13 protein-coding genes and 4 tRNA genes are annotated in these 17920 nt (G+C 59.5%); 16 read left to right on the top strand and 1 reads right to left on the bottom strand.

Annotation, left to right across the window (positions count from 1 at the left end):
- The first annotated feature begins 143 nt into the window (after positions 1–143).
- From ACTQWD_RS06375 to ACTQWD_RS06360, 4 genes are all read left to right on the top strand, one after another.
- A complete protein-coding gene (locus ACTQWD_RS06375; RefSeq protein ID WP_441559552.1) occupies positions 144–1712 on the top strand; it encodes a threonine/serine ThrE exporter family protein in 1569 nt (522 codons plus the stop codon).
- A gap of 312 nt (positions 1713–2024) precedes the next feature.
- The gene (locus ACTQWD_RS06370; protein ID WP_441559551.1) at positions 2025–2639 is read left to right on the top strand and encodes a DUF2798 domain-containing protein; all 615 of its coding nucleotides are present in this window, start codon (positions 2025–2027) and stop codon (positions 2637–2639) included.
- 166 nt (positions 2640–2805) lie between these two features.
- Positions 2806–5448: an ATP-dependent Clp protease ATP-binding subunit gene (locus ACTQWD_RS06365; protein ID WP_441559550.1), complete on the top strand. Its 2643-nt coding sequence runs from the start codon at positions 2806–2808 to the stop codon at positions 5446–5448.
- A gap of 325 nt (positions 5449–5773) precedes the next feature.
- A complete protein-coding gene (locus ACTQWD_RS06360; protein WP_154514776.1) occupies positions 5774–7231 on the top strand; it encodes an aminoacyl-histidine dipeptidase in 1458 nt (485 codons plus the stop codon).
- An 80-nt stretch (positions 7232–7311) separates the two neighbouring features.
- Here ACTQWD_RS06360 and ACTQWD_RS06355 read toward each other — a convergent pair whose 3' ends face one another.
- Positions 7312–7896 carry a manganese efflux pump MntP gene (locus ACTQWD_RS06355; RefSeq protein ID WP_441559549.1) on the bottom strand — a complete coding sequence of 195 codons (585 nt, stop codon included), beginning with the start codon at positions 7894–7896 and terminating at the stop codon, positions 7312–7314.
- A gap of 248 nt (positions 7897–8144) precedes the next feature.
- Here ACTQWD_RS06355 and disA point away from each other — a divergent pair, with 248 nt between their 5' ends.
- The 12 genes from disA to tuf all read left to right on the top strand — a co-directional run bounded on the left by disA (position 8145) and on the right by tuf (position 17679).
- On the top strand, positions 8145–9185 hold the full coding sequence (gene disA, locus ACTQWD_RS06350) for a DNA integrity scanning diadenylate cyclase DisA (protein ID WP_370450554.1): 1041 nt from the start codon (positions 8145–8147) through the stop codon (positions 9183–9185).
- On the top strand, positions 9185–9913 hold the full coding sequence (gene ispD / locus ACTQWD_RS06345) for a 2-C-methyl-D-erythritol 4-phosphate cytidylyltransferase (RefSeq protein ID WP_441067658.1): 729 nt from the start codon (positions 9185–9187) through the stop codon (positions 9911–9913). The genes disA and ispD overlap by 1 nt, the downstream gene beginning before the upstream one ends.
- Positions 9903–10397, top strand: coding sequence for a 2-C-methyl-D-erythritol 2,4-cyclodiphosphate synthase (ispF, locus tag ACTQWD_RS06340; protein WP_006234975.1), 495 nt, complete (start codon positions 9903–9905; stop codon positions 10395–10397). The genes ispD and ispF overlap by 11 nt, the downstream gene beginning before the upstream one ends.
- Before the next feature lie 3 nt (positions 10398–10400).
- Positions 10401–11867: a cysteine--tRNA ligase gene (cysS, locus tag ACTQWD_RS06335; protein WP_441038940.1), complete on the top strand. Its 1467-nt coding sequence runs from the start codon at positions 10401–10403 to the stop codon at positions 11865–11867.
- 167 nt (positions 11868–12034) lie between these two features.
- Positions 12035–12949 (top strand): 23S rRNA (guanosine(2251)-2'-O)-methyltransferase RlmB, encoded by a 915-nt coding sequence (gene rlmB, locus ACTQWD_RS06330; protein ID WP_441559548.1) that lies wholly within the window; start codon positions 12035–12037, stop codon positions 12947–12949.
- 3 nt (positions 12950–12952) lie between these two features.
- On the top strand, positions 12953–13630 hold the full coding sequence (locus ACTQWD_RS06325) for an NYN domain-containing protein (protein ID WP_154514764.1): 678 nt from the start codon (positions 12953–12955) through the stop codon (positions 13628–13630).
- A gap of 225 nt (positions 13631–13855) precedes the next feature.
- A tRNA-Thr gene (locus ACTQWD_RS06320) sits at positions 13856–13930 on the top strand.
- 964 nt (positions 13931–14894) lie between these two features.
- Positions 14895–15587 carry a hypothetical protein gene (locus ACTQWD_RS06315; protein WP_441559547.1) on the top strand — a complete coding sequence of 231 codons (693 nt, stop codon included), beginning with the start codon at positions 14895–14897 and terminating at the stop codon, positions 15585–15587.
- A gap of 557 nt (positions 15588–16144) precedes the next feature.
- Positions 16145–16226 (top strand) — tRNA-Tyr (locus ACTQWD_RS06310).
- 10 nt (positions 16227–16236) lie between these two features.
- Positions 16237–16312, top strand: a tRNA-Thr gene (locus ACTQWD_RS06305).
- Between the two features lie 3 nt (positions 16313–16315).
- Positions 16316–16392 (top strand) — tRNA-Met (locus ACTQWD_RS06300).
- A gap of 96 nt (positions 16393–16488) precedes the next feature.
- Positions 16489–17679 (top strand): elongation factor Tu, encoded by a 1191-nt coding sequence (tuf, locus tag ACTQWD_RS06295; RefSeq protein ID WP_154514756.1) that lies wholly within the window; start codon positions 16489–16491, stop codon positions 17677–17679.
- The last annotated feature ends 241 nt before the right edge of the window (positions 17680–17920 follow it).

The raw sequence follows: 17920 nt of genomic DNA, 5'->3' as shown, positions 1-17920 counted from the left end.
GCCGGAGTAGTCGTTGGGGACGTTCTTAAACGACTACCCAACGGCTATTGTGCACATGTCTCGCATGACAGTTGTCTCTTTTATGTTTCCTTTAGCTGTCGCTATCTAGGATGGGGGTTAGTCGGCAGGAAGGGAGCGCCTATATGGACGATGCGAGCGAGCGCGCAATCGAAGAGGACATGCTCGATCAGTTCAATTACTTTGATGATGAGGACGAGGAGCTGATCGACCGTCGCGAGCCAGCGCCGCTTGATTCCTTTGATCTGGTCGATGAAGAGACTGATGAGGTTGAGGACGAATCAACGGAGTCCCCACAGTCTTCGCGCCTTAACTCGCTGCTTTCGAGAGCCCCCATGCACCACGGCGTTCGTGCCGGCGCGCTCCATATGAAAACTGACTGGCACCAGATCGTGACGGCAGGCGATGAACTTGCCGTCGATGCGCCGCTCACCGATAAATCATCCATCGTCTGCCGCACCGGTATGCTTATGCTCGCGAGTGGAACGGGTGCCTGGCGCGTACGCGATACCATGAATCGAGTCGCCGCCGTACTCGGTGTCACCATCCATGTTGACTTAAGTCTCCTGTCGTTTGAGTGTACTTGCATCGAAGATGGCCACTGCTTTAACGAGGTCGTCAGTCTGCCGACAACCGGCGTCAACACCCATCGCATTTGGATGATGGAGAGTTTCCTCAAGGAAATCGAGACCTATGGTCGTCGCTTCACGGTGCACGAGTATCACGAGATGCTCAAGACCGTTGAGAGTTCAAAACCTGATTACGCGCCCTGGCAACAGGGCCTTGCGGCAGCCTGCGCCTGTGGCGCCTTTGTCTTTTTACTTGGTGGCGGTCCCATTGAGATGGCATGCGCGTTCGTGGGCGCGGGTGTCGGCAACTTTGCCCGCTCCCATATTCTCAAGCAAGGCCTTGGTCAGTTCAGCGCTTTGACGCTCGGTGTCGCACTGGCCTGTATCTCATATTTGCTGGCATTGCTCGGCCTCGCCCAGGTTGTTCCGGGTGCAATGTCGCACCAAGAAGGCTATATCGGCGCCATGCTCTTTGTGATTCCTGGCTTTCCGCTCATTACGGCAGGTCTCGACATCGCTAAGCTCGACATGCGAAGCGGTATCGAGCGTCTTTCGTATGCTGTGTCGATTATTGTGATGGCGACCCTCGTAGGTTGGATGGTTGCCGAGTGTGTGGGACTGGCGCCGGACGACTTTGCCCCACTGGGCCTTTCGCCGCTTGCCCTTACGCTCCTGCGCGTGGTGATGAGCTTCGTTGGCGTATTCGGCTTCTCGGTGATGTTCAACAGCCCGGTAAAGATGGCCGCGGCAGCTGGGTTGATCGGCGCCGTGTCCAATACCCTGCGTCTGACCCTTGTCGATGCGCCGACGATGATTCCCTTCCTGGGCCTCAGCACGGGAATGCCTCCCAAGGCAGCAGCGTTTATCGGCGCGCTGGTATCGGGTCTGCTGGCAAGCTTGGCCGAAGTCAAGCTCACCTACCCGCGCATCGCCCTCACGGTGCCTTCGATTGTCATTATGGTGCCCGGTCTGTATCTCTATCGCTCTATGTATTACATGTGCACCTTCGACACAGTCAATATGCTCGGCTGGTTTGTGCGCGCAGTGCTCATCGTAGCGTTTCTGCCCGTTGGGCTGGGTGTGGCGCGTACGCTCACCGACCCTCGCTGGCGCCACACCAGCTAATTGGTACAAGGGGGGACAGGTTACTTTGCACCAAATGAGTTGCGGTGAAATAGGGACTGAATTGCTGTTTAAAGGGTCAAAACAGTCCGTATTCCACTGCAACTTATGGGGTCGGGGGATTATCGGTGCCCTGCATCTTCATAAACTCAACGCTTACGAAGCGCGGGCTTTTCGTGTTAGGGTAGTTCCACCACATAAGTAGTCGCAGACGCACGTACCACGGGCGGGCGAGATGAAGTCCCAGTAACTCCATCTCGCCCGCCCGTTTTGTTGGCGGCGCCGCGACGCAACACAGAAAGGACCATGCCCTTTATGCCTATCAACAAACGAGAGAGCCTGCTGTTCACCTTTATCATGTGCTTTTGCATGGTGCTCTGGATGAGCATCTACAACGTTGCCCTACAGCACGGGGCCATCAACGGCGAGGTCATTGCCGCCGCGTGGCTCGGCTTCCCCGTTGCCTATGTCTTTGCCATGTGCTGCGACTGGTTTGTTGCCAGCCCCCTTGCCAAGGGTTTCGCTTTTAAATTCCTGGTCACGCCGGGTAAGAGCTCACCGCTTGCCATGACGCTCGCCGTCAGCTCCTGCATGGTCGTTCCCATGGTCATCATCATGTCGTTCTACGGTGCGTGCGAGGGCTTGTTCCACATGCCCGGTGGCCCGCTCGCAAACCTGCAGGTGCTGCCGATGATGTGGCTCGTCAACATTCCGCGCAACTTTATCATGGCCCTGCCCTGGAACCTGCTGGTGGCTGGTCCGGTTGCTCGCTTTATCTTCCGCCATGCCTTCCCCATGGGAACCGTCTTTGAAGAGCAGCATATGGAGCTCGTACGTATGCCGGGCGCTCCCGCTGCCATGATGCCGCCGATGACGTTGCCGAGAGCATGGACGCCGAGCCCGCCTGCTAGGCAAGAGCCTCTAACCTAGAGCGCCCGCCGCACCCGGCGATTCCTTTTTTGTAGACGTTGTCGTATGGCTGCACGCGGAAAAGGCCACAGCGGTTAACATATACTCCATATGGGTAAAGAGACCAAAGCGCCGCCACGAGTGGCGCTTTGCGTTTGAAAAACTAGCTCGTCTAAGAGGAACTAGCATGTTGGACCGTTTTACCGATCGCGCGCGCAAGGTCATGTCCATGGCCAAGCAGGAGGCGCTCGATCTTCACTCAAATAAGGTGGGTACCGAGCATCTGCTGCTCGCGCTCGCCAAGGAGGACGAGGGCATTGCCGCCGAGGCACTGCGCTCACTCGATATCTCCTACGATGACATCATGGACACGCTCAAGGAGGTCCAGACCACCGTTCCCGAGCCCAGCGAGGAGACCGAGGCCGCTAAGCTCGCCTTTACGCCGCTCGTCATCAGCGTGATGGAGCGTTCCTTCCGCGTGGCGCGCGAGAACAACCAGACCTATGTGTCGACCGAGCACCTGCTCATCGGTATCGTCGAAGAGGGCAACGGCATGGCCATGGACATTCTCATGCGCCTGGGTGTTTCGTCCGCTTCCATTAAAAAAGCCATCGAGAAGCTTACCGCCAAGGATCAAGACAAGAAGCGCCCGCTCGCCGGTGCCGGTGCCGGGCGTCCCGGTACAGGCCTGCCGTTCTTTAGCGGCTCGGACGCCTCGCAGCAAAAGGGGAGCGGCACCGACACGCTCAAGCAGTTCGCCACCAACCTTACGCAGAAGGCGCGTGACGGCGAGCTCGACCCGGTGATCGGTCGCGAAAAGGAGGTCCAGCGCATGATGGAGATCCTTTCGCGCCGCACCAAGAACAACCCGCTTATCTTGGGTGACCCCGGCGTGGGCAAGACGGCCATCGTCGAGGGCCTAGCGCAGCAGATCGCTGCCGGCAACGTGCCCGAGAACCTTATGAACCAGAACATCTGGACGCTCGACCTGCCGGGTCTTGTCGCGGGCGCCAAGTATCGCGGTGAGTTTGAGGAGCGTCTCAAGAACGTAATCCAGGAGGCAACCGAAGCCGACGACGTCATCCTGTTTATCGACGAGATGCACACCATCATCGGTGCCGGTTCTGCCGAGGGATCCATTGATGCAAGCTCCATGCTCAAGCCCGTGCTCGCGCGCGGCGCTTTCCAGATCATCGGTGCCACTACGGCCGAGGAGTTCCGCAAGTACCTCACCAAGGACCCGGCCTTCGAGCGCCGCTTCCAGACCATCGATGTTGAGGAGCCAAGCGTCGAGGACACGGTCAAGATCCTGACCGCGCTCAAGCCGCGCTACGAGGAGCACCACCACGTGCGCTATACGCAGGGTGCCATCGAGGCCGCCGCGAACCTCTCCAACCGCTACATCCAGGATCGCTTCCTGCCCGATAAGGCCATCGACCTCATCGACGAGGCCGGCGCCCGCGCCCGCATTGCCGCCAACCGTGCGCCTGAGTCGGTGCGCGAGGCCGAGCATCGCGTGGAGGAGCTCAAGGCTGCCGCGCAGGAGGCCACCGAGGGCGACGACATGAACAAGGCCGCCGAGATTACCGAGCAGCAGAAGGCTGCCGAGATTGAGCTCGCCGAGGCCAAGGCAGCTTGGACGGCCGAGCTCGACGCCAGCCCGCTCACCATCGATGTCGCCCAGGTTGCCGACATCGTGTCCGTGACCTCGGGCGTGCCGGTGTCTTCGCTCACCGAGAGCGAAAGCCGTCGTCTGTTGCAGACCGAAAGCGTGCTCAAGACCCGCATTATCGGCCAGGATGAAGCTGTCGAGGCCGTGGCCAAGGCAGTGCGCCGCAGCCGCTCGCCGCTCAAGGACCCGCGTCGTCCCGGCGGCAGCTTTATCTTCTTGGGTCCTACCGGCACAGGCAAGACCGAGCTCGCCAAGACGCTCGCCGAGTATCTCTTTGGCAGCAAGGACGCGCTCATCAGCTTCGACATGTCGGAGTTTGGCAGCGAGTTCGAGGTCTCCAAGCTTATCGGTAGCCCCCCGGGCTACGTGGGCCACGACGAGGGCGGTCAGCTCACCAAGGCCGTTCGCCGTCACCCGTACTCGGTCGTGCTGTTCGACGAGATCGAGAAGGCGCACCCCGATATCTTCAACATCTTGCTGCAGGTGCTTGAGGAGGGTCGCCTGACCGATAGCCAGGGCAAGACGGTCGATTTCCGCAACACCGTGATCATCATGACGTCCAACGTGGGCGCCCGCGAGATTGCGCAGGATGCGAGCGTTGGCTTTGGCACCACCGGTGAGCAGGGTCTTACCTCGAGCGAGATTAAGGGCCGTGCGATGGGCGAACTCAAGCGCCTGTTCCGCCCCGAGCTGCTCAACCGTATCGATGACATCGTGGTGTTTCAGAAGCTTTCGGGCGAGAACCTGACCAGGATCGCTCACCTGCTGGTGGACGACTTGCGCCAGCGCCTGATTGCCAACGGCATGAACATCAAACTCACCGATGCGGCCTACGACAAGATCGTAGCCGAGGGTACCGACCTCACCAACGGCGCACGTCCGCTGCGCCGCGCCATCCAAAAGCTCATCGAGGATCCGCTGTCCGAGGAGCTGCTGGCCGGCGAGTGGGGCAGCGGCGATACCGTCCTGTGCGACGTGGCCGACGGCAAGTTCGTCTTTAGCCACGGTACGGGCGAGATCCCAGCGCCGCGTCCGGCAGGTGCGCTTGGGGGCGATACCGCTCCGGAAGCGCCGCACACCGGAAACGCCGCGCCTGTGAGCAGTGGCGTAAGCTCGGGCCCCGGCGGCATGATGCAAGCCGGTTCCGGCGCGCTGTAGGGCGTAACAAAACCTTGTGTCCACGAGGGCGTTCCAAAGGAGCGCCCTTTTTTTCTGTTGGAAAGGCCCCTCGTTCAAAGTAAATCTCATTAAACATACCAACGGCGTATGCATAAGCGTTGGTCAGGCGTTGAGGTTGGTTGAAGGGTCCAACGTCCCTTCGGCGCGGTCCGTCTACCTGCTTTATCTTAATAAAGTGGCGTTTCTCCGCCGTTAGCCGATGATGCGAGAGCGCTCGGCGTTTTCGACTGGTTTATGCAAACGAAGTCTGGGAATATACAAGGCGCATGTCTTATTGTCTAACCAGTTGCGCCAAGGAGGCACCATGGACTACAAGATCACCGGCTATGAGCCCGCCCAGCTGTTCCATTTCTTTGAGGAGGTCAGCGCGATCCCCCGTGGGTCTGGCAACGAGAAGGGCATCAGCGATTTCCTGGTTGCGTTTGCCAAGGAGCGCGGCCTCGATGTGTACCAGGACGAGGTCTACAACGTCATCATTCGCAAGCCCGCATCTGCCGGTGCCGAGAATGCCCCGACCGTGATGCTGCAGGGCCACATCGATATGGTGTGCGACAAATTGGGCTCCGTTGAGCACGACTTTACGACCGATGGTATCGACCTGCTCGTCAAGGACGGCGTTCTCACCGCTAACGGCACCACGCTGGGCGCCGACAACGGTATCGCCGTCGCTCTGATGCTCACTGTTCTCGATGACGATTCGATCGTTCACCCCGCCCTCGAGTGCGTATTCACCACCGACGAGGAGACTGGCCTGGTCGGCGCCGAGACACTCGATAAGTCCCAGATTAGCGCCCGCACCATGATCAACCTTGACTCCGAGGAAGAGGGCGTTGCCACCGTCAGCTGCGCCGGCGGCGTCGTCGTTACCTACACCTGCCCGATCGCGCGCGAGCACAAGACCGGTAGCACCCTCACGTTCGACATCTCCGGCCTGCTGGGCGGTCACTCCGGCAGCGATATCCACCTGGAGCGCGGCAACGGCAACCTCATCATGGCCCGCATCATCGACCGCCTGATGGTTGCCGGCGAGCCCGCCATCGTTAGCTTTAACGGCGGCACCAAGGACAACGCCATCAACCGTGAGTGCAAGGCTGTTCTGGTCTACGCCGACCACGCTGCCGCCGAGGCCGCGGCCCAGATCGCAAAGGGCATTATCGCCGACGTCACTGCCGAGCTCGAGGTCTTCGACCCCGGCTTTACCTGCACTGTCGAGATTGCCGACGACGCCGAGGTCGAGGCCATGGACGAGAAGTCCGCGCTTGCCCTCATCCGCGCCCTGCGTCTTGCCCCCAACGGCGTGATCCGCCGCAACGTTGCTACCGACGGCTCCGTCGAGGTTTCCTCCAACATCGGTGTGGTTGCCACTTCTGACGACGAGGTCAAGATCATGCTGTCCCCGCGCTCCTCGATCACCTCGCTGCAGAACGAGTTCAAGGACCGCCTGCAGACGCTGGCCGATGTCCTGGGCTTCGACGCCAAGTTTGAGTTCGAGTATCCCGGCTGGAGCTATGCCGAGCATTCGCCGGTCCGCGACGTCTTTGTCGAGAGCTATCGCGAGCTCTTTGGCTCCGAGCTGCGCATCGAGTCCATTCACGCCGGCCTTGAGTGCGGCCTGTTTGCCGAGGCCCTGCACGGCCTGGACGCCATCGCCGTGGGCCCGACGCTCTCCGATGTCCACACCCCGGACGAGAGCATGGAGCTCGCTTCTGCCGAGCGCTTCTACGAGCTGCTCATCGACGTCCTCAAGCGCCTTGCCGCGTAAAGGTCGCCTTGGTTAAGCCGCTCTAAAACGGCTGGCTATGAAAACGGCCGCCTGGCGTAATGCCGGGCGGCCGTTATTCGTTACAGTGCGAGGATCCCAAGGTGCTCAAGTAGGATCTTAAGCCCGATGAGGACGAGTACGACGCCACCCACGATGGTGGCGGGTTTTTCGTAGCACGCGCCAAAGGTGTGGCCGATCGCTACGCCGGCGACGGAGAAGATAAACGTTGTGACGCCGATAAGTGATACAGAGGGCACGATATCGACCGAGAGCGCGGCAAACGAGATGCCCACGGCGAGCGCGTCAATCGAGGTGGCGATGGCAAGGATTAGGTACTCGCCCAGGTCGATCTTTTCGGCATCCTTGCCGTCGCCTTCGTCCTCATCCTCGTCTTCGGTAAAGGTTTCCCACAGCATCTTGCCGCCGATAAAGGCCAAAAGGATAAAGGCGATCCAATGGTCGATGGGACCGATGATGCCCATGAACTGGCTGCCGAGTGCCCAACCGATTACGGGCATGCCGGCCTGAAAGCCGCCAAAGAACAGGCCGAGCACAACGGCGACTTTAAGGTTGATCTTTTTCATGCCGAGACCCTTGCAGATGGAAACGGCAAAGGCGTCCATCGAAAGGCCAACGGCGAGCAACACGAGCTCTGCGAGTCCCATAGTCTGGCCCCCTCTCTGCGGGCGAACCCGATTACACGACCACTCCCTCATTTATATGAGACCCGATGCTACCACATGAGCAGCCAAAAGAGCCCCGTCCCAAATGAGCTACCTAAGCGGTGTTCGCTCATTCTGTAAGCATCGGAATTTGCGGGCGTCACAGGGGCAAACCGTGAGAAACTTATTGACGTTTATGGAGCGTATACGATGGGAGCGATGCCTTGGATAAGAACGAGCTGCAAAAGCGTATGGAACAGGCCATCCGCCTGACTGCCCCCGGCCAGCCGATCCGCACCGCCCTTGACATGATCATCGCCGGTCACCTGGGCGCCCTTATCTGCGTCGGCGACACCGAAAACGTGCTCGCTGCCGGTAACGACGGCTTCCCGCTCAACATTTCGTTTACCTCGAACCGCCTGTTCGAGCTTTCCAAGATGGACGGCGCCATCGTCATCGACGGCGACCTTACCCAGATCCTGCGCGCCAATTTCCACCTCAATCCCGACCCCTCGCTCGCCACGAGCGAGACGGGCATGCGTCACCGTACTGCCGCTCGCATGTCGGTGCTCACCGACGCCATCGTGATCTCGGTCTCGGCCCGTCGTGCCGTCGTCAACGTGTATGTGCACGGCAAGAGCTATGAGATTCAGCCCGTCACCACCATCATGAGCTCGGTCAACCAGCTCGTCGCTACGCTTCAGACCACCCGTCAGTCGCTCGACCGCTCCCTGCTGCGTCTGACGGCCCTCGAGCTGGACGACTACGTCACGCTCGCCGACATCACCGGCATTTTCTCGAGTTTCGAGATCATGCAGCAGGCAAAGACCGAGCTTAAGGATTGCATTGTCAAGCTGGGCAACCAGGGCAAGCTCGTGCAGATGCAGCTCGAGCAGCTCGCCGGCTCCAGCATGGATACCGAGTACGACTTGATGATTCGCGACTACGCAAGTGATTCCTCCGAGGCAAACGCCGAGAAGATCCGTGCCGAGCTTAGCCGCATGACGCCCAAGGACTTGTCCGACCCGCAGCATGTGGCGGCGGTTCTGGGTTACGACGACCTGGACGAGGACTCCGTCATGACGCCGCTGGGCCTGCGCACGCTTTCGCGCGTGTCCGTCGTGCGCGACGGCGTGGCCGAGAAGATCGTCGACGAGTATGGCTCGCTGCAGGAGCTCATGGACGACATCAGTAAGGATCCGGAGCGCCTGGGCGACTTTGGCGTTAACAACCCTGCCATTCTTGCGGACTCCCTGTACCGCATGAAGGGCACCAAACAGGGGAACGCATAATGGCGCCCGTATGCGCTGTGGTCGTTGCCGGTGGCAGCGGCCAGCGCTTTGGTAATCCCGGTGGCAAGCAGCTCGTCAATGTAGCTGGCCGTCCGCTTATGAGCTGGTCCATCCGCGCGTTTGACCGTAGCGATAAGGTCGGCCACATCGTCGTGGTTTGCCCTGCCGAGCGTCGTGCCGAGATGCGCCGCCTGGCCATCAGCCCGTATTCGTATAACACGCCCATCAGCTTCGCCGATGCCGGCGATACCCGCCAGGACTCCACTCGTGCCGGCGTGCATGCGGTGCCGGCAGGCTTTGAATACGTCGCCATTCACGACGGCGCTCGTCCGCTTATTACTACCGAGGCCATCGATCACGCTATCGACGTGCTCGTGAGTGACCGCTCGCTCGACGGTGTCGTGTGTGGCCAGCCCGCGATCGACACGCTCAAGATCGTCGATGGGGACAACATCGTCGAGACGCCGCCACGCGAACTCTATTGGGCCGCGCAGACGCCGCAGATCTTTAGTGTCGACGCCATGAAACGCGCCCATGCCTCGGCGATTGCCGAGGGCTTTATCGGTACGGACGATTCGTCACTGGTCGAGCGCATGGGTGGGCGCGTCCGCTGCGTCCAGAGCCCGCGCGACAACCTTAAGGTGACGGTGCCCGAGGACTTGCGTCCCGTAACCGCGATTTTGCTCGGGCGGATGGCCGAGAGAGAGGACCTTCCCCATGTTCAGTAACCTGCGCATTGGCCACGGCTACGACGTCCACCGTTTGGTGGAGGGGCGTCGATGTATCATCGGCGGGGTCGACATTCCCTACGAGCGCGGCCTGCTGGGCCACTCGGATGCCGATGTGCTCGCGCACGCGCTGGCCGACGCTATTCTGGGCGCCTGCCGCGGGGGAGACATTGGCAAGCTGTTCCCCGACACCGACCCCGCCTACGAGGGTGCCGACTCGATGGTGTTGCTTGCCCGCGTAATGGACTATGCGCGCGAGCTGGGCTTTGAGTTTGTCGATGCCGACTGCACCATTGCCTGCCAGCAGCCTAAGATCACCCCGCACCGCGATGCCATGCGTGCCAACTTGGCCCATGCCCTGGGCGTTGACGTCGAAAACGTGGGCGTCGCCGCCACCACGACCGAAAAGCTCGGTTGGGAAGGTCAAGGCGAGGGAATTGGCGCCTGGGCCGTCTGCCTGCTACAGAAAACCGTTAAGGAGTAACGAATGCGTATCTACAACAGCGCTACCCATAAAAAGGAAGAGTTCCAGCCCATCGAGCCCGGCAAGGTCCGTATGTACGTGTGCGGACCCACGGTTTACGACAACATCCACATCGGCAACGCCCGCACGTTCATCAGCTTCGATGTGATTCGACGCTGGCTCATCGCGAGCGGCTACGAGGTCACGTTCGCCCAGAACCTCACCGATGTCGACGACAAGATCATCAAGCGCGCCAACGAACAGGGCCGTACGGCCGCCGAGGTCGCGACGGAGTTCTCGGATAAGTTTATTGGCGTCATGCGCGCTGCCAACGTGCTCGATCCCGATGTGCGCCCCCGCGCCACCAAGGAGATCGGCCCCATGATTGCCATGATTAAGGCGCTCATCGAGCAGGGCCACGCTTACGCCGCCGATAACGGCGACGTGTACTTTTCCGTGCGCAGCGATCCCAACTACGGTCAGGTCTCGGGCCGCAACATCGACGACCTTATGGTGGGTGCGCGCATCGAGGAGAACGAGGACAAGAACGACCCGCTCGACTTTGCGCTGTGGAAAGCCGCCAAGCCCGGCGAGCCCAGCTGGCCGAGCCCCTGGGGCGAGGGCCGTCCCGGCTGGCACACCGAGTGCGCCGCCATGGTGCACCGCTACCTGGGTACCCCGATCGACATTCACGGCGGTGGCTCCGACCTTGCCTTCCCGCATCACGAGAACGAGTGCGCCCAGGCTGCCTGCGCCTGGCACCAGGGCTTCTCCAACACCTGGATGCACACGGGCATGCTGCTGGTCGACGGCGAGAAGATGTCCAAGTCGCTTGGTAACTTCTTTACGCTGGCCGAGGTGCTCGAGCAGCACTCCGCTGCCGCTCTGCGCCTGCTGATGCTGCAGACGAGCTATCGCTCGCCGCTCGACTTCTCCTGGGAGCGCCTGGAGGGTGCCGAGAATTCGCTCACGCGTATCGCCGGTACGGTCGAGAACCTGCGCTGGGCCGCGAACCATGCGACGGCCGATGCCGATGAGGCAGCATCTGAGGCGTTTGCCGCCAAGGCTGCCGAGACCCGTGCCACCTTTAAGGAGTGCATGGACGACGACTTTAACACCGCCGGTGCCATGGGCGCCGTCTTTGGTTTTGTCACCGAGTGCAATCAGTATCTGGAGCAGGCGGGCGACGCTGCCGACAAGGCCGCGGCTCTTGCTGCCGCCGATACGCTGGTCGAGCTGCTCGATACGTTTGGCGTTGAGCTTCCCGAGCCCAAGGTCGAGCTGCCGCTGGGCCTTTTGGGCGTTGCTGCCGGCTTGGTTGCCTACACTGGTGACGACGTGGACGAGGCCGCTGCCAAGATTCTCGAGGCTCGCGCCGAGGCCCGTGCCGCCAAGAACTGGGACTTGGCAGACGCCATCCGCGATCAGCTCAAGGACTTGGGCCTAACGATTGAAGATACCGCCGCCGGCACCCGTATCAAATCCCTCTAACCCCTGCGGGTTTCCCAAGCACCCGACCGCCCGAGCCACGGCACCTTGCCTTTCAATCGTCGGGCATGGCCCCAAGGTCTATGCCCTCCTCTTTCAAGGCAATCTGCCGCACCTCGGGCGGTCGGTCTATTTGTTTCGTTTGATAGTTGTATTTAGGAGGCCGTCCTATGGCCGACAATCGCAAGCGCGCGCCTCGTGGCGGCAAGCAGGCCGCTTCTGGCTCGCGTCCGATTCGCCGAAATGACCGCGCTGCCGCTTCCAAGGGCCAGCGCGATCGCACCCAAGCTGCGCGTCCGCAGCGCGATCGCAACCGCGACGCTGTCCAGGCTCCCAAGGGCGAGTTTATCGAAGGCCGTCGTGCTGCCGTCGAGGCGCTGCGCACCGGTTTTCCCATCAAGTGCGCGCTCATTGCCGAGGGCGGGGAGCGCGATGCCGCCCTGTCTCGTCTGGTCGATGACCTCAACGCCGCGGGTGTCCGCATTAAGTATGTGCCGCGCGCGCAGCTCGATGCGCTGTCGAGCCACGGCGCTCACCAGGGTATTGCGCTCGAGGTGGGCAACTTCCCTTATGCGGATGTCGCCGATATCCTCGACCGTGCAGGCGAGGGTCCGGCACTTGTCGTGGTGCTCGACCACGTGACCGACGACGGTAACTTTGGCGCTATCGTGCGCTCCGCCGAGGTCGTGGGCGCGGCGGGCGTCATTATTGCCAACAAGCGCGCTGCCGGCGTGACCGTGGGCAGCTACAAGACCTCAGCCGGCGCCGTCATGCATCTGCCTATCGCGCAGGTCCCCAACATTGCCCGTGCGCTCGACGATCTTAAGACCGCTGGCTTTTGGGTGGGCGGCGCCTCCGAGCACGCCGAGGGCAGTTGCTGGGATGCTCCCTTCGAGGGCCGCGTGGCGCTTGTCATGGGCTCCGAGGGCGACGGCATCTCGCGCCTGGTGCTCGAGAAATGCGACTTTTTAACCAAGCTTCCTCAGCGTGGCATGACCGAGAGCCTCAACGTTGCCCAGGCAACGACGGCACTGTGCTTTGAGTGGCTACGTCGCAACGCCGGCGAGCTCATGGGGGAGGAGTAGCGCATGTCCAAGAAGAACCGCGCCAAGTCTAAGGCTAAGCGCTTTGGCGAAGGCTCGGCCAAGCCGATTGTCTCGGCCGCGACCTACGGCGTGGGCGGCAATGCGTTTGCGCAGGCCATCGCCGACCCGGTCTCCACGGTGCACTCCAATAAGCCCGAGCTGCTGGTGGTCGACGGCTACAACGTGATCCACTGCACGCCGCGTTACGAAAAGCTCGTGTACGACCATTCCGACGATCCGTATTCCAGCGACGTTCACGATATGGCGCGCACCGCCCTTATCAACGACGTCGCCGCCTTTGCCCAGGGCCGCTACGAGGCCGTAATCGTGTTTGACGGCGCTGGCAATATCTCTAGCGAGCGCCCCAACCTGCCGGCTCGCGGCGTGCGCATCGAGTTTTCGCCGACGGGTGTATCGGCCGATACCGTGGTACAAAAGCTCTGCATCGAGGCGCGCGAGGAAGGCCGCGCGTGCTCCGTGGTGTCGAGTGACGGCACAATTCAAGCCGTCGTCATGGGCAAGGGCGTTACACGTATCTCGAGCCGCATGCTGGTGGACGAGATCAAACAGATCGATAACGACGTCCGCGAGGCAGAGGAGGCTCCGCAGATCAAGATGACTCTGGGCAGTCGCCTGAGCCCCGAGGCACTGGCTAAGCTCAAGGCCCTGCGCGGGAGGTAGGTAAACCTTCTATGGGGAGCTGCTTTCTCGATTGATCAACCAACTGGTTTGTAATCAATGGGTTGCGGCTTGACATCGCCAAAACGAATAGTTTTTGGTTCTGGCGAACAGATAAAACTATTCGTTCTGACGAATAGTTTTGAGATGTGGTCGGTCAAAGGGCCTGTTGCGCCTTGTCCGCAATTCCTTTATTCTTAATTAGCTTCGCGCGAAAGCGCCAAGTGTGCCAGTGTGGCGCAACGGTAGCGCAACTGATTTGTAATCAGTGGGTTGCGGGTTCGATTCCTGTCACTGGCTCCATGAGAGTTTCGGGCTCTGTTCCCTAGTGGGACAGGGCCCGTTTCTTGTGGGCAGCTAGATTCGACTGCCCGCCGTCAGTTTAAAAGCTTTCAGGTACAAGATTCCGCCGATAACGTACATGCAGGCATCAAGTGGGTCTGAGGTACTAAACTTGAGCACCATGGGCGCAAGTACTTCCCAGCAGATTGAGCATCCCACCGATAATGCCAGACTGCTTGCAAGGTTGCATATCGGCGTTTTCCCACTCACCGCTTCGCAGAGGACGTTTACGTAGGCGGGAAAAATGATTCCTCCGCACAGATCTCCGAGCTGATAATGGGCGAAGTCGTAGGGGAGGAAAAAGTCGAAGCTCGCAATGTATCTGTTAACGAGATACACGATGCCGGCAAGCAGCGGCAGAAGATTTGCGCTGGAAATAAGCGCAGATCTGAATCGTTTAGCCACAGACCGCAAACATAGTCAGGCCAAGGCAAATGCCCAAAGCAATGATGATGATCTGGCTGCAGCCGTTACCCGAAGGGACCATGACACTCTCTTTCTCGATACATTAGTAAATTAAAGTATGCCACAGCCAGCAGCGTATTTGTTGAGCAACAACCTGTGGCTGATACCGTGTTACACGGCCTTGCGTCGGCTGAGGCATCAGCCGAATGACCTGGCACCTGTCGTGATGGTGCTCGACAATGGCGTGAGCACCGTCTACGCCCGTGACGGGCTATCGGTAGAACACACCATCTGGCTTCGAATAATGGGGGCGAGTGCGAGTATTGGCGTTCCTCGAAACGCTCGTTGCGCTCGCCGATTAATAGGCAACCCGTTGGGACTCATTACGCAGCCCGATTTAAACTGCTGACTTGGGTACCGCATGCATTTCGCATAGCCGCGGGAGGCTGCGCAACCGCCTGACGCTATTTATGAGTCATGAGCTGTTTTGGTTATGCGAGATATCGAAAGGAATTCTAGGATGGTTGTAAAACTGGAAACCGTAATAAATGCGATGGATCTTGCGGCACAGGTTCTGACCAAGGCCTCTGAAGTCATTGAGAAGGCAAAGAAGCTTGGCGTCGATCCCGATGCCGTCGGTGGTGCCGTAAAGGGTGCTGCGGATGGTGCTGCTAACGGTGCACGTGTCGTTGCCGATGGCATTGGCAAGGGGTTCGGTGTAGCGGCCGATGGCGTTGGTGCGGCAGTTGGCGCGCTGGGCGGTGCTGTGAAAGCGTTCCAGGACTCAAGAGAAGCTGCCGAGGCTCGCAAGAAGATCAACGCCGCAAGGCAGTCGATTTTCGAAAGTGCGTCGACGGCGATGCCCCTGCACAAGTTTGTCTGCCAGCAGGAAAAGGCTGCCGATGCCGCGTTTAACGGCTTTGATATGCCTGGCTGCTACCTTATCGCAAAGTATCAAAAGGGCGATCACGATAAGAACTACAGTGACTATCTGGGAATTTATGTGGGCTCAAGCGAGCACATGTCGGAGGATATCGTTTCCACGCCCACGCGCTTGGGCGATCCGGATGTCTATGCCGATTACAAGTATCGTCAAAACGTGATGCTGTTCGTGTTCCCCTGCGAGCTAAAGGACCTCGATGAACGTCGCGAACTCCTGCTGCGCTCGTTTGAAGGCAGCAGGCTCTACAACGGATCTGAGGTACTGGCTTAAGAGCTTGGTTGGGGTTGGTCGACAATCTCGATCTGTAACACGAGGACGAGCATTCAGCTCCCAGTTGTTACAGATTTAGACAGTTTGGGGGCGAGCTGGGAAGTGTCTCAATCTGTAACAACTAGGGATGCAAAACCGTTCTTGCTGTTACAGATTTAGATAAACGGGAGACCGCCAGGGAAACATCTCGATCTGTAACAAATAGGGGAGAAAATGTTCTCTAAATGTTACAGATCGAGACAAAGGCCGGACCGGTCCCGGTCATCCTGGTTGAGCGAGGATATTCGGACGCACGAGGGTCGTTGTCGAAGGACGATACCGCAAGGGTACTCCACCACACCAAAGTGTTCCCTCGGGAAATGTCGCCAGCGCAGCCAAATCCGCCGTCCTTCATATCTAAATTGAGCAAAACCGCAGGTCAAAGGTATATAGATACGCCCGGCACCGTGTATTTAGAGGTTTTCGTTGACAGCCCCCAAGGTTGCATCGTATTATCTTTTTCGTTCGCGGGGGCGGAGGCCCAAAAGACCAAAGAACCTGCGGATACTTGAACGATTGGGAGTTTGCCCGAGTGGTTAATGGGGACGGGCTGTAAACCCGTTGGCTCTGCCTACATAGGTTCGAATCCTATAGCTCCCACCCGTCAAGTGCCTGTATAGCTCAGTCGGTAGAGCACTTCGTTGGTAACGAAGAGGTCACCAGTTCAAGTCTGGTTGCAGGCTCCATCCGGCGGTGTAGCTCAGTTGGTTAGAGCACACGGTTCATACCCGTGGCGTCACTGGTTCGAATCCAGTCACCGCTACCATAGGTAACACGGTGGCTTCTCAATAGTATGTTGAGAGGCCACTATGGTATAAAGGCATAGTCCCGTCCGGGGACGACCTGTTTAGAGGAGGGCTTTATGGCCAAAGAGAAGTTTGAGCGCACTAAGCCGCATGTTAACATCGGCACCATCGGTCACGTCGACCACGGCAAGACCACGCTGACCGCTGCCATCACCAAGGTTCTCTCCGAGACCGAGGGCTGCAAGGCTGACTTCACTGCGTTCGAGAACATCGACAAGGCTCCCGAGGAGCGCGAGCGCGGCATTACGATCTCCGTCTCCCACGTCGAGTACGAGACTGCTGCCCGTCACTACGCTCACGTTGACTGCCCGGGCCACGCTGACTACGTCAAGAACATGATCTCCGGTGCTGCTCAGATGGACGGCGCTATCCTGGTCATCGCCGCTACCGACGGCCCCATGGCTCAGACCCGCGAGCACATCCTGCTCGCCCGTCAGGTCGGCGTTCCCTATATCGTCGTCTTCCTGAACAAGTGCGACATGGTCGACGATGACGAGCTCATCGACCTCGTCGAGATGGAGACCCGTGAGCTCCTTTCCGAGTACGAATTCCCCGGCGACGACATCCCCGTCATCCGTGGTTCCGCTCTGGGCGCTCTCGAGGGCGACGCCAAGTGGATGGACGCCATTCGCGAGCTCATGTCTGCCGTCGACGAGTACATCCCGACGCCTGCTCGTGACAACGACCTCCCGTTCCTGATGGCCGTTGAGGACGTTATGACCATCTCCGGCCGTGGTACCGTTGCTACCGGCCGTGTCGAGCGCGGTGAGCTCAAGCTCAACGAGCCCGTCGAGATCGTCGGCATCAAGGATACCCAGAACACCGTCGTTACCGGTATCGAGATGTTCCGTAAGTCCATGGACTTCTGCGAGGCTGGCGACAACGTCGGTCTGCTGCTCCGCGGCATCAAGCGCGAGGACATCGAGCGCGGCCAGGTTCTCTGCAAGCCCGGTTCGGTTACCCCGCACACCAAGTTCACCGGTGAGATCTACGTTCTGACCAAGGAGGAGGGCGGCCGTCACACCCCGTTCTTCGATGGTTATCGTCCTCAGTTCTACTTCCGTACCACCGACGTTACCGGTACGGTCAAGCTCCCCGAGGGCACCGAGATGGCTATGCCTGGTGACCACATCACCATCGAGGGCGACCTCATTCACCCGATCGCTATGGAGGAGGGCCTGCGCTTCGCTATCCGCGAGGGTGGCCACACCGTCGGTTCGGGCATCGTCTCCACGATCATTGAGTAAATTAGCTCTCTGATACAGCTGACTTAGAGAACCCGGCACTTATATGGGTGCCGGGTTCTTTTCTACGCTGGTCTTTTTGCCTGATGATTACGCTTAGCTCGCTCTTAAGTTGAGCGTGAGGAATCGATTAGATCTCGTTGGCTCCATTGATGTGTTCCAAATATGAATGGATCTACCGAGAACCAATTGATGCGAGGTTTTCGTTGACAGCACTTACGTAGAGCTGATAAAGTACCAACTC

The organism is Collinsella sp. LCP19S3_B6, assembly GCF_052121815.1.
Lineage (GTDB): Bacteria > Actinomycetota > Coriobacteriia > Coriobacteriales > Coriobacteriaceae > Collinsella.
This window is presented reverse-complemented; position numbering and strand designations above follow the sequence as displayed.

What these genes read in the sequence shown, in the direction of transcription:
- tuf (WP_154514756.1), top strand. Translation starts at nt 16,489, where the DNA reads ATGGCCAAAGAGAAGTTTGAGCGCACTAAGCCGCATGTTAACATCGGC.
- ACTQWD_RS06325 (WP_154514764.1), top strand. Translation starts at nt 12,953, where the DNA reads ATGTCCAAGAAGAACCGCGCCAAGTCTAAGGCTAAGCGCTTTGGCGAA.
- ACTQWD_RS06315 (WP_441559547.1), top strand. Translation starts at nt 14,895, where the DNA reads ATGGTTGTAAAACTGGAAACCGTAATAAATGCGATGGATCTTGCGGCA.
- ACTQWD_RS06375 (WP_441559552.1), top strand. Translation starts at nt 144, where the DNA reads ATGGACGATGCGAGCGAGCGCGCAATCGAAGAGGACATGCTCGATCAG.
- ACTQWD_RS06365 (WP_441559550.1), top strand. Translation starts at nt 2,806, where the DNA reads ATGTTGGACCGTTTTACCGATCGCGCGCGCAAGGTCATGTCCATGGCC.
- rlmB (WP_441559548.1), top strand. Translation starts at nt 12,035, where the DNA reads ATGGCCGACAATCGCAAGCGCGCGCCTCGTGGCGGCAAGCAGGCCGCT.
- cysS (WP_441038940.1), top strand. Translation starts at nt 10,401, where the DNA reads ATGCGTATCTACAACAGCGCTACCCATAAAAAGGAAGAGTTCCAGCCC.
- ACTQWD_RS06370 (WP_441559551.1), top strand. Translation starts at nt 2,025, where the DNA reads ATGCCTATCAACAAACGAGAGAGCCTGCTGTTCACCTTTATCATGTGC.
- ACTQWD_RS06360 (WP_154514776.1), top strand. Translation starts at nt 5,774, where the DNA reads ATGGACTACAAGATCACCGGCTATGAGCCCGCCCAGCTGTTCCATTTC.
- ispD (WP_441067658.1), top strand. Translation starts at nt 9,185, where the DNA reads ATGGCGCCCGTATGCGCTGTGGTCGTTGCCGGTGGCAGCGGCCAGCGC.
- ACTQWD_RS06355 (WP_441559549.1), bottom strand. Translation starts at nt 7,896, where the DNA reads ATGGGACTCGCAGAGCTCGTGTTGCTCGCCGTTGGCCTTTCGATGGAC.
- ispF (WP_006234975.1), top strand. Translation starts at nt 9,903, where the DNA reads ATGTTCAGTAACCTGCGCATTGGCCACGGCTACGACGTCCACCGTTTG.
- disA (WP_370450554.1), top strand. Translation starts at nt 8,145, where the DNA reads ATGGAACAGGCCATCCGCCTGACTGCCCCCGGCCAGCCGATCCGCACC.